Source organism: Variovorax sp. YR752 (genome assembly GCF_943372545.1).
The window spans coordinates 1-16,325 of sequence record NZ_CALRZC010000073.1 but is presented as its reverse complement, the minus strand read 5'-3'; the positions used below and the strand labels follow the sequence as shown (position 1 = coordinate 16,325).

13 protein-coding genes are annotated in these 16,325 nt (G+C 67.0%); 10 read left to right on the top strand and 3 right to left on the bottom strand.

All coding sequences use genetic code 11. From position 1 onward, the window contains the following. The first annotated feature begins 133 nt into the window (after positions 1 to 133). Both AAG801_RS18455 and AAG801_RS18450 read left to right on the top strand, forming a co-directional pair. A complete protein-coding gene (locus tag AAG801_RS18455; protein ID WP_341889648.1) occupies positions 134 to 1,039 on the top strand; it encodes an RNA ligase family protein in 906 nt (301 codons plus the stop codon). After that, positions 1,036 to 2,175: an AAA family ATPase gene (locus AAG801_RS18450; protein WP_341889647.1), complete on the top strand. Its 1,140-nt coding sequence runs from the start codon at positions 1,036 to 1,038 to the stop codon at positions 2,173 to 2,175. The genes AAG801_RS18455 and AAG801_RS18450 overlap by 4 nt, the downstream gene beginning before the upstream one ends. Before the next feature lie 71 nt (positions 2,176 to 2,246). On the opposite strand, the gene ffh is transcribed toward AAG801_RS18450, so the two are convergent. Beyond that, complete coding sequence (gene ffh, locus AAG801_RS18445) at positions 2,247 to 3,641, bottom strand: signal recognition particle protein (protein WP_101491166.1); 1,395 nt, start codon at positions 3,639 to 3,641, stop codon at positions 2,247 to 2,249. Between the two features lie 194 nt (positions 3,642 to 3,835). Between ffh and ccsA the strand changes: the two genes are divergently transcribed. The 8 genes from ccsA (at position 3,836) to AAG801_RS18405 (ending at position 14,180) form a co-directional block, all read left to right on the top strand. Next, positions 3,836 to 4,648, top strand: coding sequence for a cytochrome c biogenesis protein CcsA (gene ccsA / locus AAG801_RS18440; RefSeq protein WP_056575582.1), 813 nt, complete (start codon positions 3,836 to 3,838; stop codon positions 4,646 to 4,648). Next, positions 4,645 to 4,902 (top strand): PP0621 family protein, encoded by a 258-nt coding sequence (locus AAG801_RS18435; RefSeq protein WP_139703027.1) that lies wholly within the window; start codon positions 4,645 to 4,647, stop codon positions 4,900 to 4,902. Before ccsA ends, AAG801_RS18435 begins: the two co-directional genes overlap by 4 nt. After that, the gene (locus AAG801_RS18430; RefSeq protein ID WP_341889646.1) at positions 4,899 to 6,596 is read left to right on the top strand and encodes an ATP-binding protein; all 1,698 of its coding nucleotides are present in this window, start codon (positions 4,899 to 4,901) and stop codon (positions 6,594 to 6,596) included. Before AAG801_RS18435 ends, AAG801_RS18430 begins: the two co-directional genes overlap by 4 nt. Positions 6,597 to 6,601: 5 nt before the next feature. After that, positions 6,602 to 8,152: a sigma-54 dependent transcriptional regulator gene (locus tag AAG801_RS18425; protein ID WP_341889645.1), complete on the top strand. Its 1,551-nt coding sequence runs from the start codon at positions 6,602 to 6,604 to the stop codon at positions 8,150 to 8,152. Next, positions 8,139 to 8,756 carry a 1,6-anhydro-N-acetylmuramyl-L-alanine amidase AmpD gene (ampD, locus tag AAG801_RS18420; protein ID WP_341889644.1) on the top strand — a complete coding sequence of 206 codons (618 nt, stop codon included), beginning with the start codon at positions 8,139 to 8,141 and terminating at the stop codon, positions 8,754 to 8,756. The genes AAG801_RS18425 and ampD overlap by 14 nt, the downstream gene beginning before the upstream one ends. A gap of 348 nt (positions 8,757 to 9,104) precedes the next feature. Continuing rightward, positions 9,105 to 12,017 (top strand): ribonucleoside-diphosphate reductase subunit alpha, encoded by a 2,913-nt coding sequence (locus AAG801_RS18415; protein ID WP_341889643.1) that lies wholly within the window; start codon positions 9,105 to 9,107, stop codon positions 12,015 to 12,017. A gap of 212 nt (positions 12,018 to 12,229) precedes the next feature. Then, a complete protein-coding gene (locus AAG801_RS18410) occupies positions 12,230 to 13,420 on the top strand; it encodes a ribonucleotide-diphosphate reductase subunit beta (protein ID WP_192194996.1) in 1,191 nt (396 codons plus the stop codon). A gap of 199 nt (positions 13,421 to 13,619) precedes the next feature. After that, positions 13,620 to 14,180, top strand: coding sequence for a histone H1-like DNA-binding protein (locus AAG801_RS18405; protein WP_099795107.1), 561 nt, complete (start codon positions 13,620 to 13,622; stop codon positions 14,178 to 14,180). 114 nt (positions 14,181 to 14,294) lie between these two features. Here the strand turns inward: AAG801_RS18405 and AAG801_RS18400 are convergent, their stop codons facing one another. Continuing rightward, positions 14,295 to 15,197, bottom strand: coding sequence for a carbohydrate kinase family protein (locus AAG801_RS18400; protein WP_341889642.1), 903 nt, complete (start codon positions 15,195 to 15,197; stop codon positions 14,295 to 14,297). Between the two features lie 58 nt (positions 15,198 to 15,255). Then, on the bottom strand, positions 15,256 to 16,325 hold a 1,070-nt coding region (locus tag AAG801_RS18395; RefSeq protein WP_341889641.1), incomplete at its 5' end, for a DUF3426 domain-containing protein.

Sequence of the window (16,325 nt, the reverse complement as noted above, 5' to 3'; positions counted from 1 at the left end):
TGGTCATGTCGGGCGCCAAGCTGCGTTCCCACATTGACCAAGCACGGCCTCTCCGGCCACTGAAGTCGACTCTCTTTTCCAGCTTCGCTCCCGCACGTTGTCGGTTCTTCCTGATTTGCATCTGGAGACCAACGTGTTCCCTCTCTCTTCCCTTTCTCTTTCGTCGATCCCGCTGCTCAAGTACCCACGTACGGCGCACCTGGAAGGCTCGCGCCTGCAAGCCGGCGACACCGACGACGGCCAGACGCCGTTGTCTGCGCTGCACGGCCAGCAGGTGGTCATCGAGGAAAAACTCGATGGCGCCAACGCGGCCGTGTCGTTCACCTCGGCGGGCGAGCTGCTGTTGCAATCGCGCGGCCACTACCTGGCTGGCGGCGCGGGCGAGCGGCAGTTCAATCTGTTCAAGCACTGGGCCGCGGCGCATGAAGCGGCACTGCTCGAACGGCTCGAAGACCGCTACGTGATGTACGGCGAGTGGTGCTTTGCCAAGCACAGCTGCTGGTACGACCGGCTGCCGGCGTTCTTCCTGGAGTTCGACATCTACGACCGGCAGGCGCAGTGCTTCCTGTCGACGCCCGCGCGGCATGCGCTGCTGGCCGACGGCCCGGTGCTGTCGGTGCCCGTGCTGTACGAGGGCGGAATGCCACGCCAAGCGAAGGCACTGCGTTCGCTCGTGCAGCCGTCGTTCGCACGCAGTGCCGACTGGAAGCCGGCCTTTGAGCAGGCGGTGGCGCACGAAGGCCAGCCGCTCGACCTCGTGCGGCAGCAAACCGACCTGTCTGATCTGGCCGAGGGCCTGTACCTCAAGACCGAATCGGTCGGGCAGGTGACCGGCCGCTACAAATGGGTGCGACCCGACTTCGTGCAGACCATCCTCGACTCGGGCTCGCACCACAGCCGCCGGCCGGTGCTGCCGAACCAGCTCGCGCCGGGCGTGGACCTCTACGCGCCGACACCGCAATTGAACTGGCAAGACCTGGGGCTGCGCACGCTGCGCGACCCAGCCGAGCTGGCAACAACCACAAGGAGGCCGCGATGACCTACGACGATTTGCGCGCACTCGTCCCGAAGTCTTCACAGGACTACGACTGGGCGCAGTGCTGCGAACTGCTGCCGGCGCTGCTGCGCCTGGAAGAAACGCCCCAGGACCCGTACTACCACGCCGAGGGCAACGTCGGCATCCACACGCGCATGGTGCTCGACGCGCTCATGGCCGACCCGCACTACCGGCGCGCCGATGCCGACGGTCGCTTCGTGCTGTTCATGGCCTGCCTGCTGCACGACATCGCCAAGCCCGACACCACGGTGATCGACGAAGCCAGCGGCCGCATCGGCCAGCCCGGCCATTCGCGTCGCGGATCGGTCGACGTGCGCGTGCTGATGTGGAAGGCCCGCGTGCCGTTCGCATTGCGCGAGGCGGTCTGCCGGATCATCGCCGTGCATCAGGTGCCGTTCCACGCCTTCGCCTCGCGCAAGGGCGTGCGGCCCGATTGGCTGGTGCACAAGCTCTCGTGGGAGCTGAGCCTGCCCGACCTGTGCTGCGTGGCGCGCTGCGACATGCTCGGCCGCCACTACGAAAAGCGGGCGGACAGCCTGGCCGACATCGCACTCTTCGAGCAGCTGGCGCAGGAAGAAGGCTGCTGGAGCGGTCCGCGACAGATGGCCGATGCGCACACGCGCCTGGCCTACTTTCGCGGCGCCGACACCAGCCCCGACTACCCGCTGTTCCAGACGCCGGGCTCGCAGGTCACGGTGATGTGCGGCCTGCCCGCGAGCGGCAAGAACCACTGGGTGGCGCTGCACCGCAAGGGCTGGCCGGTCGTGTCCTTCGACGATGCGCGCGCCGAGCTGGGCCTCAAGCACGGCGAGAACGACGGGCTCGCCGCGCACCACGCGGTCGACCAGGCCAAGGCGCTGCTGCGCAAGCAGGAGCGCTTCGTCTGGAACGCCACGCACCTGAGCCAGCAGATGCGCACCAAGACGCTGGACCTGCTCTGGGCGTACCACGCACAGACCGAGCTGGTGTACCTGGAGGTGCCGCACGCGGAGCTGATGCGCCGCAACCGCGCGCGCGACACCACGCTCTCGAACGCAGGCATCGAGCGGATGCTGCACCGCTGGGAGCTGCCCGCGCCCGTCGAAGCGCACGCCACGGTCTACGACGTGCAGACCTGAAAACGACAAAGCCCGCCGGGGCATCCCCTGGCGGGCTTCTGTCTGTCTCTATATATGTATGTGTGTGCGGCTCAGAACGGCAGCTTGCCGCCGCCTCCGCCCATGCCGGGCATTCCGCCCATGCCCTTCATGCCGCCCATCTTCTTCATCATCTTCATGAGGCCGCCGCCCTTCATCTTCTTCATCATGCCCTGCATCTGCTCGAACTCGTTGAGCAGGCGGTTCACTTCCTGAACCTGCACGCCCGCGCCGGCCGCGATGCGGCGCTTGCGCGTGGCCTTGAGCAGCTCGGGCTTGCGGCGCTCCAGCGGCGTCATGCTCTGGATGATCCCTTCCTTGCGGCGGATGTCGCGCTCGGCGCGCGTCATGTCGGCTTCGCTGGCCTTGGCGGCCATCTGCTGGGGCAGCTTGTCCATCAGGCTGGAGAGGCCGCCCATCTGCTTCATCTGCTGCAGCTGACCGAGGAAGTCGTTGAGGTCGAAGCCCGCGCCGCTCTTGACCTTGGCCGCGAGCTTCTGCGCCGCTTCGACGTCGACGCCGGCCGTGACCTGCTCGACCAGCGCGACGATGTCGCCCATGCCGAGGATGCGACCCGCATGGCGCTCGGCGTCGAACACCTCGAGGCCGTCGATCTTCTCGCTCGTGCCGGCGAACTTGATCGGCACACCGGTGACCTGACGCACCGACAGCGCCGCACCGCCGCGCGAATCGCCATCGGTCTTGGTCAGGATGATGCCGGTGAGGGGCAACGCTTCCTTGAAGGCCTTGGCGGTGTTGATCGCGTCCTGGCCCTGCATGGCATCGACCACGAACAGGGTTTCGACCGGGTCGAGCGCCGCGTGCAGCTGCTTGATTTCGGTCATCAGCACTTCGTCGATCGCCAGGCGGCCGGCCGTGTCGACCAGCAGCACGTCGAAGTAGTGGCGCTTGGCGTGGTCGAGCGCGGCGCGCGCGATGTCCAGCGGTTTCTGGTCGGGCGTGCTCGGGAACCACTCGGCGCCGGCCTGCTTGGTCACGGTCTTGAGCTGCTCGATGGCGGCCGGGCGGTACACGTCGCCCGACACGGTGAGCACCTTCTTCTTGCGCTTCTCGATCAGGTGCTTGGCCAGCTTGGCGGTGGTGGTGGTCTTGCCGGCGCCCTGCAGGCCGGCCATGAGGATCACGGCGGGCGGTTGCGCCGCGAGGTTGATGTCCGACACGCCCTCGCCCATGGTGGCGGCGAGTTCGCGGTTGACGATGCCGACCAGCGCCTGGCCCGGCTTGAGCGAGCCCAGCACTTCCTGGCCGAGCGCCTTCTCTTTCACGCGGGCGACGAAGTCGCGCACCACGGGCAGCGCCACGTCGGCCTCCAGCAGTGCCATGCGCACCTCGCGCAGCATGTCCTGCACGTTGCTTTCGGTGATGCGCGCCTGGCCGCTCATCGTCTTGACGAGGCGGGAGAACTTTTCGGTGAGGGCGGTGGCCATGAAGGAAATACCTTGTTGTCCGCGGCAGCGGACCGATGGAAAGTCGTGAAAACCTGGAAGCGGTACGAGGGCTCGCTCTGTCGTGGAACCCCGCGCAACCGGCTGTGCCGGACCGCGGGTGTTGCCCCCGGCAGGGGGTGGGCGAAGCGACACGGCGTGCGCGAAGCCTCGGGGCGAGCCTATACACTCCACCGATGATTTTAGCGATCCCCTCTCCACTCGGCGTGGCGCTGGGCATCGCCACCGCGGCAGCCTACGGTTTTGCCGCTGCCGCCGGTGCGCGGCTCAGCCGCCAGACCACCCAATGGGCGCTCGGCATCGCATGGCTGCTGCACGCTGCGGTGCTCGGCCACGGGCTGATCGGCGGCGACCCTCGCTTCGGTTTCGCGCCGGCGCTGTCGGTCACGGCGTGGCTGGTGCTCACGGTCTACGCGGTCGAAAGCCGCCTGTACCCGCAACTGAAGGCACGCCGCGCGCTGGCCTGGCTGGGCGCGGCTGCCGTGCTGCTGGCGCTGCTGTTCCCCGGCACGCCGCTGCATGTCAGCGCCTCGCCCTGGCTGCCGCTGCACCTGGCGCTGGGCATCGCCTCGTACGGCCTGTTCGGCGCCGCCGTGGTGCACGCCTGGCTGATCACGCGGGCCGAAAAGCAGATCCGCCTTGCCAGTGCCGATGCACAGGCCGGCGTGCCGCTGCTCACGCTGGAACGGCTCACCTTCCGCTTCGTCACCGCGGGCTTCGTGCTGCTGTCGGCCACGCTGCTGGCCGGCCTGCTGTTCAGCGAACAGCTCTACGGCGCCGCCGGCCGCGCCTGGAAGTGGGACCACAAGACCATCTTCTCGGTGCTTGCCTGGCTCAGCTTCGCGGTCCTGCTGACCGGGCGCGCGCGCTTCGGCTGGCGCGGACGTACGGCGCGGCGCGTGCTGTACGCGGGCGCGGCGCTGCTGCTGCTGGCCTACGTGGGCTCGCGCTTCGTGCTCGAAGTCGTGCTGACGCGCCTGCCCGCATGAAGTACCTGCTCGTCCTCGCGGTGGTGTGGGTCGCGATCTGGCTCTGGCGCAAGAACCGGCGCGAAGAGATGCGCGACGCCCAACAGGAACGCGCCAAGAAGGCGCAACAGCGCACGCCGGCCGTCGGCCCGCCGCAGGCGATGGTGCGCTGCGCCCATTGCGGGTTGCACCTGCCCGCGGCCGACGCGCTCCCCGGGCCGGACGGCGCGGTGTACTGCAGCGCCGCGCACCGTCAGGCCGGCACCGCCTCATGAGTTCGTTGCGCCGGTCGCGCGGCGAGCCGGCCACCGACTGGGACGTGCTCGACCTGGGCGCCGGCGACAGCACCGCGCTGCTGCGGCTGTGGCGCGGCTTCATGGCGGCACGCTGTTTCGTGGCGGTGGTGCTGGTGCTGCTGCAGGGCGTGGCCTTCGCCATCGGACAGGCTGTGCAGCCGCTGCCGATCGTGCTGTCGGGCGGCTACCTCGTGCTGGCCTGGTTGGAGATGCGCTACGCGCACTTCGAACCGCCGATCCGCGGCTTCTCGACGCTCTGGCTGCTGACCATCGGGGTCGACCTGGGCATCTTCAGCGCCTTGCAGGTGCTGCAGGGCGGCAGCGTCAACTACACGCCGCTGTTCGCGCTGCCTGTCTTGATGAGCGCGGTGCTCGGCACGCTGCTTGTGGGCCTGGGCACCACGGCCACCGTGACGCTGCTGCTGCTGGCCGACGCCGGCTGGCACTGGCTGCAGCAACCCAACGACCCGTCAGCGCGCTTCGTGCAGGCCGCCCTCACCGGCACCGGCCTGTTCGTGGTGGCGCTGCTCGCGCACGAGCTGGCCCGCCGGCTGGCGCGCGAAGAAGCGGTGGCGCAGCGCAGCCGCAGCCACGCGCAGATGCAGGCGCAGGTCAACGACCTGGTGATCGAAACCCTCACCGAAGGCGTGCTGGTGATCGACGCCGAGGGCCTGGTGCACACCGCCAATCCGGCGGCCGACGCGATCCTCGGCCAGGGCCTGGCGCAGTTGCCAATGCCGTTCCCGCTGCACACCCAGCCGGCCTGGCATGCGCTGGCCGCGCTGGCGCGCCAGACCTTCGCGCGGCGCGCGCCGCAGACCGAAGAAATCCCGGTAGCGCAGGCGCGCGGCGCGGCACGCGAGGTGCGCGTGCGCACCCGGCTCACGCCCACCGACGACCGCCGCGCCGACAGCCTGTGCGTGATGTTCCTGCAGGACCTGCGCGAGCTCGAAGCCCGCATCCGCACCGAAAAGCTCGCCGCCATGGGCCGCATGTCGGCCGCGGTGGCGCATGAAATCCGCAACCCGCTGGCCGCCATCGCGCAGGCCAGCGCGCTGCTCAGCGAAGACCTGACTGACCCGGCGCACCGCAAGCTGACCGACATGGTCCAGCACAACGCGCAGCGCCTGGCGCGCATCGTGGACGACGTGCTCGACGTTTCTCGCGCCCGCCAGCAGCGCGTGCTCTCGCTGGGCGAACAGCTGGTGCTCGACCCGGCCGCGCAGATCCTGGCCGAGGAATGGGTGCGCCAGACGCAGCGCAAGGGCGTGCGCGTGGCGCTCGACGCGCCGGGCAGCGAAGTGCGCTTCGAGGCCGAACACCTGCGCCGCCTGCTGGTGAACCTGCTGGACAACGCGGCCCGTTACGCGAGCCAGCGCGAGGGTGCGATCCAGGTCATCACCACGGTGCAGCGGGCCGGCGTGCAGCGGGCCGCGTTGCTGGTGTGGAGCGACGGCGCGCCGCTGGAACCGGCGGTGCAGCGCCACCTGTTCGAACCCTTCTTCTCGTCCGAGAGCCGCTCCAGCGGCCTGGGCCTGTTCCTGTGCCGCGAGCTGTGCCGGCGCCATGGCGCCACCATCGGCTACGAGCGACGCGCGCTGGTGCCGGGCGGCCCCGAGGGCAACGAATTCTTCGTCAGCTTCGCCCCGAGCGAAAACCGGCTGACACAATAGCGGCCGTGAGCTCCCTCCCGCCCTCCGCCGCCGCCTCGCGCCCCGCGCAGATCCTCGTCATCGACGACGAGCCCGACCTGCGCACGCTCTACGAACTCACGCTGCTGCGTGAAGGCTACCGGGTGGAAGCCGCAGGCAGCGTGTCCGAAGCCTGGCAGCACCTCGAAGCCGGCCGCTTCGACGCCGTGATCACCGACATGCGGCTGCCCGACGGCGAAGGCATGGAGATCATCCACCGTATCCAGAAAGACCAGCGCAGCGAGCGCTGCGTGGTCATGACCGCCTACGGCTCGGCCGAGAACGCGGTCGAGGCGCTGAAGGCCGGCGCCTTCGACTACCTCACGAAGCCGGTCGACCTGAAGCAGTTCCGCGCCGTGGTGGCGTCGGCCGTGCAGGCCAACCGCGCCGCGGTGGTCGTGCCGCAGAAGCCTGCGCCGCAAGCCGCCAGCCACGGCGGCGAACGTCCCGATGCGCTGTCCGTGACGCGCAGCGGCGCCACCGCCCTCGACCGGCTGGTCGGCGACTCCGACCCGATGCGCCTCGTCAAGTCGCGCATCGCCAAGGTGGCGCGCGGCATGGCGCCGGTGCTGGTGCGCGGCGAATCGGGCACCGGCAAGGAGCTGGTCGCGCGCGCCGTGCACGGCTGCAGCCAGCGCAGCGACGGCCCCTTCGTCGCGGTGAACTGCGGCGCGATTCCCGAGAACCTGCTCGAGGCCGAGTTCTTCGGCGCCAAGAAGGGCTCGTACACCGGCTCGTCGCAAGACCGCGACGGCTACTTCCAGGCGGCGCGCGACGGCACGCTGTTCCTCGACGAGATCGGCGACCTGCCGCTGGCCATGCAGTCGAAGCTGCTGCGCGCCATTCAGGAGCGCAGCGTGCGCGCCATCGGCTCGACGCAGGAAGACGCGGTCGACGTGCGCATCGTGAGCGCCACCCACAAAGATTTGCACGCCGAAGTGCTCGCCGGCCGCTTCCGGCAAGACCTGTTCTACCGCCTCAACGTGATCGAGATCGCGGTGCCCGCGCTGCGCGAGCGCCGCGAAGACCTGCCCGCGCTGTGCACCGCGCTGCTCGCGCGCATCGCGCAAGACGGCGGCCTGCCGGCGCCGCGCCTGTCCGACGCGCTGCTGCAGCGCCTGGCCCAGCACCCGCTCGACGGCAACGTGCGCGAGCTCGAGAACCTGCTGCACCGCGCCGTGGCGCTGAACGACGGCGACGAGCTGCAGATCGACCTGATGGGTGCGATGACGCCGATGCCGGCCGCGCCGCGCGGCGAATCCGCTGAAGCGCCAGCCGCCGTTGCGGTGTCTGCGGCCCCCGCGCCGGCGGCCGAACCCAAGCCCGCGCCGCCGCCGCTGCCTTCCGATCTGCAGGCCTGGCTCGACCAGCAGGAGCGCGAGATCCTCGTGCGCGCGCTGCACGAAAGCGGCTTCAACCGCACGGCCGCCGCCGCGCGGCTCGGCATGAGCCTGCGCCAGATCCGCTACCGCATCGCGCGCCTGGGCATCTCCACGCCCAACGGCGACGACGGCGCCACCGCGCATGCCGACGACTGACGACGCCGTCACCCCACCGGCCGGCGACGACAGACTCTGGCGCGCCGGCTGGTACCGCTTCGCCAAGGCCCTGCCCTCGCCCAACTTCGGCTCGCGCCCCGTCGGCGCGCAGACCGACCTGATCGTGCTGCATTCGATCAGCCTGCCGCCGGGCGAGTACGGCGGCGACGCCGTGCAGCAGCTCTTCACCAACCGGCTCGACTGGGACGCGCACCCGTACTTCCAGTCGATCCGCGGGCTCGAGGTGTCGTCGCATTTCTATGTGCGGCGCAACGGCGAGCTGTGGCAGTTCGTGAGCTGCGAGGACCGCGCCTGGCATGCCGGCGTGTCGTCGTGGCGCGGGCGCAGCAACTGCAACGACGACTCCGTCGGCATCGAGCTCGAAGGCCTCGAGGGCGAGCGCTTCGAAGAGGCGCAGTACGAAACGCTGGCCAGCCTCTGCGCCGCGCTCGCGCAGCACTACGCCATCGCCCACATCGCCGGCCACGAGCACATCGCGCCCGGCCGCAAGCAAGACCCCGGCGCCGGTTTCGACTGGCGCGTGCTGCGCGAACAGCTCGGCTGGAGTCCACAAATGTTTCCCGCGCAGGTGGTGGCGCGCTAATTTTTTCAATCGCGTGGCGCCTCGTGATGCGGCGCTCTCGCAGCGCAGCAATTCGATGAGTGCAAGCGCGCAGCGCAGCAACCATGCGGCCTGCAGGCCCAAATCGTCTTGCAAGCCGCGCCCAGCGTGGGTTGCGCCACCATGGTCCAGTATTCATGCGGCATCGCTGGTGATGCGCTGAGTCCTGCGCAATTCCTGCCGAGTTGCGTTTACAAGAAAACACTACCTGTAGTGGCTTGTGGGGCACCGACACCCTAGATATAGTGTCTTCCCGTTCGGCAACAACGCCGACGCAAGGCCCGCGAGGCCTTGCCAACCAACAAGAATTGCACAACCGAGAGGAAGCGAATGCAAACTGCACTGAACACCCCGTCGACCCCCCGCGCCGTCCCCGCGACGCCGCAGCAGCAACAAGACACTGCGGGCTCGCCCACCGGTCAGAACCTCGCCCACTACCAGATCATTCGACGCAACGGCGCCGTGGTTCCGTTCGAACCGAACAAGATCGCCATCGCGATGATGAAGGCCTTCCTGGCCGTGCACGGCACCCAGGGCGCGGCCTCGGCCAGCGTGCGCGAGACGGTCGACGTGCTCACGCAAGGCGTGATCCGCGCCATGGTGCGCTCGCGTCCGGGCGGCGGCACCTTCCACATCGAAGACGTGCAAGACCAGGTCGAGCTCGGCCTGATGCGCGGCGGCCACCATGAAATCGCACGTGCCTACGTGCTGTACCGCGAACGCCGCACGCAGGAGCGTTCGAAGCAAGTCGAGCAAGACCTGCCCGCCGCACCGGTGCTGCACGTGCTCGACAACGGCGAGCGCGTGGCGCTCGACCTGAACGAGCTCAAGGGCCTGATCGAATCGGCCTGCGAAAACCTGGGCGACAGCATCACCGCCGCGCCGATCCAGGCCGAGACGATGCGCAACCTGTACGACGGCGTGCCGCTCGACGAGGTCTACAAGGCCTCGATCCTGGCGGCCCGCACGCTGATCGAAAAAGACCCCGACTACACCTTCGCCACCGCGCGCCTGCTGCTGCACACGATCTTCAAGGAGATCATCGGCCGCGAAGTGATGCCGGCCGACCGTGCCACCGCCTACGCCGACTACTTCCCGCAGTTCATCAAGAAGGGCGTGGACAACGAACTGCTCGACGAGAAGCTGCTGCAGTACGACCTGCCCCGCCTGGGCGCCGCCCTGAAGGCCGAGCGCGACAACCAGTTCGACTACCTCGGCCTGCAGACGCTGTACGACCGCTACTTCCTGCACGTGCGCAAGTCGCGCATCGAGCTGCCGCAGGCTTTCTTCATGCGCGTGGCCATGGGCCTGTCGCTGAACGAAATCGACCGCGAAGCCCGCGCCATCGAGTTCTATGAAGTGCTGTCGTCGTTCGACTTCATGTCGAGCACGCCCACGCTGTTCAACGCCGGCACGCTGCGCTCGCAACTGTCCAGCTGCTACCTGACCACCGTGCCCGACGACCTGGACGGCATCTACGAGTCGATCAAGGAAAACGCGCTGCTGTCGAAGTTCGCCGGCGGCCTGGGCAACGACTGGACCCGCGTGCGCGCACTGGGCAGCCACATCAAGGGCACCAACGGCGAATCGCAAGGCGTCGTGCCGTTCCTGAAGGTGGTGAACGACACGGCCGTGGCCGTGAACCAGGGCGGCAAGCGCAAGGGCGCCGTCTGCACGTACCTGGAAACCTGGCACCTCGACATCGAGGAGTTCCTGGAGCTGCGCAAGAACACCGGCGACGACCGCCGCCGCACGCACGACATGAACACCGCCAACTGGATCCCCGACCTCTTCATGCGCCGCGTGATGGAAAAGGGCACCTGGACGCTGTTCTCGCCCTCCAACGTGCCTGACCTGCACGACCTGTTCGGCGCCGACTTCGAAAAGGCTTACGTCGCCTACGAAGAAAAGGCCGCCCGCGGTGAGATCAAGCCCGCCCGCACGCTCCAGGCGTCGGACCTGTGGCGCAAGATGCTCACGATGCTGTTCGAGACCGGCCATCCCTGGATCACGTTCAAGGACGCCTGCAACGTGCGCTCGCCGCAGCAGCACGCCGGCGTGGTTCACTCGTCGAACCTGTGCACCGAGATCACGCTGAACACCAGCGACACCGAAACCGCCGTGTGCAACCTGGGTTCGGTGAACCTGCTGCAGCATCTGAAGGACGGCAAGGTCGACCAGGTCAAGCTGCAGAAGACGATCTCGACCGCAATGCGCATGCTCGACAACGTGATCGACATCAACTACTACGCCGTGAAGAAGGCGCGCGACTCCAACCTGCGCCACCGCCCGGTCGGCCTGGGCCTCATGGGCTTCCAGGACGCGCTGTACGAACTGCGCATTCCCTACGCCTCGCAAGAAGCCGTGCAGTTCGCCGATGAGTCGATGGAAGCCATCTGCTACCACGCCTACTCGGCATCGGCCGACCTGGCGCGCGAACGCGGCAAGTACTCGAGCTACAAGGGCTCGCTGTGGGACAAGGGCATTCTGCCGATCGACACGCTCGACCTGCTCGAGAAAGCCCGCGGCGGCTACGTCGAAGTGGATCGCTCGTCCACGCTCGACTGGGACGCACTGCGCCAGAAGATCAAGACCCAGGGCATGCGCAATTCGAACTGCGTGGCCATCGCTCCGACCGCGACCATCTCGAACATCATCGGTGTCGACGCTTCGATCGAACCCTGCTTCGGCAACCTGTCGGTCAAGTCGAACCTGTCGGGCGAGTTCACCGTGATCAACCACTACCTGGTGCGCGACCTGAAGCGCCTGGGCCTGTGGGACGACGTCATGGTCATGGACCTGAAGCACTTCGACGGTTCGCTGCGTCCCATCGACCGCGTGCCGCAAGACGTGAAGGCGCTGTACGCCACCGCGTTCGAAGTGGAAACCACGTGGCTCGTCGAAGCCGCCTCGCGTCGCCAGAAGTGGATCGACCAGGCGCAGTCGCTGAACATCTACATGGCCGGCGCCTCGGGCAAGAAGCTCGACGACACCTACAAGCTCGCCTGGCTGCGCGGCCTGAAGACCACGTACTACCTGCGCACGCAGAGCGCGACGCACGCAGAAAAGTCGACGGTGCAATCGGGCCGTCTCAACGCGGTGTCGTCGGGCAACGACGCACCCTCGGGCATGAGCGCACTCGACGCTGCCGCTGCTGCAGCGCAGGCACAGATGAGCGCAATGCCCGCCACCGACATCGCGTTCTGCGGTGTCGACGATCCGACCTGCGAAGCCTGCCAGTGATGTGCAAGTGAAGCGTCAAAGAAGAAGACGCTTCGATCGATCAGCGAGGTGCTCGCAGAACTGAAAAGCGCGCGACGTTCAATCAATCAAGGCATTGACTGACGTCGCGCGATGCATGCGAGCAACATAACAACCCCATAAATGGCGCACGATGTGAACGAGCACTTTGCAACTCACATCGTTGCTCCGATAATTGCGCATTGGATTTTTCTATGTTGACCTGGGACGAAGAAGTCAAGCCCTCCTTACCAAAGGATATGCAACAAGGATTGCAGCAGCACCACGCATCGACCAGCGGTTCTTCCGCAGGTCGCGCGGTCGCCGCTCCGACTTCGTCGCTTGCACAACCCGCCACTGCCACCGCATCGGTGGCCGCGCCTGCAGCGCAGCGCGTCAAGGCTTCCGACAAGCGCATCATCAACGGCCAGACCGACGTCAATCAGCTGGTGCCGTTCAAGTACAAGTGGGCCTGGGAAAAGTACCTCGCCACTTGCGCCAACCACTGGATGCCGCAGGAAGTGAACATGACGCGCGACATCGCGTTGTGGAAAGACCCGAACGGCCTGACCGACGACGAGCGCCGCATCATCAAGCGCAACCTCGGCTTCTTCGTGACCGCCGATTCGCTGGCCGCCAACAACATCGTGCTGGGCACCTACCGCCACATCACGGCCCCCGAGTGCCGCCAGTTCCTGCTGCGCCAGGCCTTCGAGGAAGCGATCCACACGCACGCGTACCAGTACATCGTCGAGTCGCTCGGCCTGGACGAGAGCGAGATCTTCAACGCCTACAACGAAGTGGCATCGATCCGCGAGAAGGACCAGTTCCTGATCCCGTTCATCGACGCCATCAGCGACCCGCACTTCAAGACCGGCACGCACGAGACCGACCAGACGCTGCTCAAGTCGCTGATCGTGTTCGCCTGCCTGATGGAAGGCCTCTTCTTCTACGTCGGCTTCACGCAGATTCTTGCGCTGGGCCGCCAGAACAAGATGACCGGCGCCGCCGAGCAGTACCAGTACATCCTGCGCGACGAGTCGATGCACTGCAATTTCGGCATCGACCTGATCAACCAGCTCAAGCTCGAGAATCCCGGCCTGTGGACCGCAGAGTTCAAGGCCGAGATCAAGGACCTCTTCATGAAGGCCGTCGAGCTCGAATACAAATACGCCGAAGACACCATGCCGCGTGGCGTGCTCGGCATGAACGCCTCCATGTTCAAGGGCTACCTGCGCTACATCGCCAACCGGCGCGCGCAGCAGATCGGCCTCGAAACGCTCTTCCCGAACGAGGAAAACCCGTTCCCCTGGATGAGCGAAATGATTGACCTGAAGAAAGAGCGCAACTTTTTCGAAACCCGCGTGATCGAGTACCAGTCGGGTGGTGCGCTCTCCTGGGATTGAATTTTTCGATACACAACAATTCATGAATTCAAGAATTGCCCTTGCCACCGACTGCGCCACAGAGCGCGGCATGGATGAGGGCTCAGGTGTTCATGGTGCTGGGGCTTAGATTCCAACGCCATGAATCACTTCACGCTCCCAACGCGCGTGGAGTGCTTCAATAGGTTGATTTTTTCAACTTGATCAAGGAGAAATAGAAATGGCAACTGCAAAGAAAGCGCCGACCAAGAAGGTCGCTGCAAAGAAGGCTCCGGCAAAGAAGGCTGTCGCCGCGAAGAAGGCTCCGGCAAAGAAGGTCGCTGCCAAGAAGGCTCCGGCTAAGAAGGCTGTCGCCAAGAAGGTCGTAGCGAAGAAGGCTCCGGCAAAGAAGGTCGCGGCCAAGAAGGTTGCAGCCAAGAAGGTCGTAGCGAAGAAGGCTGCACCGGCGAAGAAGGCCGCTGCCAAGAAGGCTCCGGCAAAGAAGGCCGCCGCCAAGAAGGCGCCTGCCAAGAAGGCCGTAGCGAAGAAGGCGCCTGCCAAGAAGGCTGCTGCCAAGAAGGCCCCTGCGAAGAAGGCTGCCGCCAAGAAGGCTCCTGCCAAGAAGGCAGCAGCCAAGAAAGCCGCGAAAAAGCCCGCTGCCAAGCCTGCCGCTGCTGCCAAGAAGCCTGCTGCCAAGAAGGCCGCCGCGCCTGCGAAGGCTGCCGTAGCGCCTGCCCCTGCGGCGCAAACGACGCTGAATCCCCAGGCAGCTTGGCCGTTTCCGACGGCCAGCAAGCCCTGAGTGAATTCTCAGCGGCCCTGAAAGGCACAAAGCCCGGCACCGCAAGGTGTCGGGCTTTTTTCATGGGCGCCCGCTGTTGCCGCATCGCCGAAGCGATGCAGGCAGGCCAGCGATTTACAGGTCGAGCGTCGCGCGATCGATCTGGTAGTTCTGCGGTCCGCGCTGCGCGATCTTGAGCGCACCAATGCGATTGCCGAGCGCCGCACAGCGGGCCAGCGGCCATTCCTTTTCCAGGCCGTACAACAGGCCGCCGCGCCATGCGTCGCCGCAACCCGTGGGCTCGATCACCGCCACAGGCGTCACGCCGGGCACGTGCTCGCGTTCACCTTTCGTCCACACCTCGCAGCCTTCGGCGGCCAGCGTGACCACGAGACCACGCACGCGCTGCGAGATCTCGGCCAGGCTCCAGCCGGTGCGCTGCGACAGCATCTTGCCTTCGTAGTCGTTGACGACGACCCAGCTCGCGAGCTCGATGAAGTGACGCAGCGCGTCGCCGTCGAACATCGGCAGGCCCTGACCCGGATCGAACACGAAGGGAATGCCGGCGGCGGCGAATTGCTCGGCGTGCTGCAGCATCGCGTCACGGCCGTCGGGCGCGATGATGCCGAGCTTGATGTCCTCGCGCGCCACCACCTTCGTGACGTGCGCCTGCTGCATCGCGCCGGGATGGAACGCCGTGATCTGGTTGTTGTCCGTGTCGTTCATGATCATCGCCTGCGCAGTGAACGTGTCGTCGAGCTGACGCACGAACTCCGTGCTGATGCCCAGCGTGCGCATGCGTTCGGCGTAGTCGGCGCCGTCGCTGCCCAGCGTGGCCATCGGCAGCGCCGTGCCGCCGAGTGCGTTGAGGCTGTAGGCAATGTTGCCGGCGCAGCCGCCGAAGTCACGACGCAGGCCCGGCACCAGGAACGACACATTCAGGATGTGCAGCTGGTCCGGCAGGATCTGGTCGGCGAACCGGCCTTCGAAAGTCATGATGGTGTCGAACGCAAGAGAACCGCAAATCACTGCTGCCATGGGTGGACCGTAGGTTGGATGAGAAAGGGAACGAACGGCGCGCGAGTCGGCGCTCCGCTCAGGGATAGAAAGCTTCGACGCGGTAGCCCGCGATCGGCGGCAGCGCCGCTGCTTCGCTGGCCGACAAGGTCAGCGGCAGCGTGGCCGCGCGGTCGGCACGCGCCGTCAGCACGCCCGGCGCGCCGTAGTCGGTCGGCGTGAGCACGCGCCGCACGACGGCTTGCTCCTGCGTGTCGAGCAGCGACAGCTCGATGGCCGGCATGGCCAGCGGCACCGTCGCCGCATTGCGCAAGGTGAAGCTCAGCCGGTAGTCGTTGCCGCCGCTCTTCTCGCGCGCGAAGGCCGCGCCTTCGATCACGATGTCGCCGATCTGGCGCAGCGGCGCGAGCTCGCAGCCGGTGTACTGGCACAGCGCCGACAGGGCCGGCCGCAGGTTCGGCTGGCGCGCCACGATGCCGTCGCGTTCATGGCGAATGACCTGCACGGCGAGGACCAGGGCTGCGAGCACGGCCAGCAACACAAGCAGGCGGCGCACGCCCTTGCGTTGCCAGAAGCCGGCGGGCTTGTCAGCCGCCTCTTCTTCTTCCGCGAAGGGATGGTCCTCGGGCGCCTCGAAGGTCGCAGAGAGCGAGAAGTCCGGCTCACCTTCGGCACGGATGCCGGGGCCCGGCAGCGGTGCGACAGCCTCTTCGTGGTGTTGCGCATCACGGGCCTTGGCGTTCGCGATCTTGGCCGACTTGGCGCGCGCGCGGCGCAGCGCCTTCTGGATCAGGAGCTGGTCGTGGTCTTTTTCTTCCTGCTCGCGCTCTGCGGCGGCGCCATCGTCGTTCTCACCGGTCGCCGCGACCAGCCCTCGCAGCGCGCTGCTGCGCGGCAGGTTGGGCAACGGCGGCGCAGGCGACGGCGATGCAGGCGGCGGTGCGCCGAGGTTCAGATCGATGTTCGGAAACGGCGGCAGGGAACTCGCGGGCGGACGCCAGGCGGGCTCGGTGGTGTCGAGATCGGACCAGGGCTCGTCTGCAGTGAGACCGTGCTCTGGCAGCGTCAGCGAGAAAGGCAGTGGCGGTGCGGCCGGCGCGACGGTGGCGGCGGCGGTCGACAGGCCGACCTCCTCTTGCGAAGCAGCCG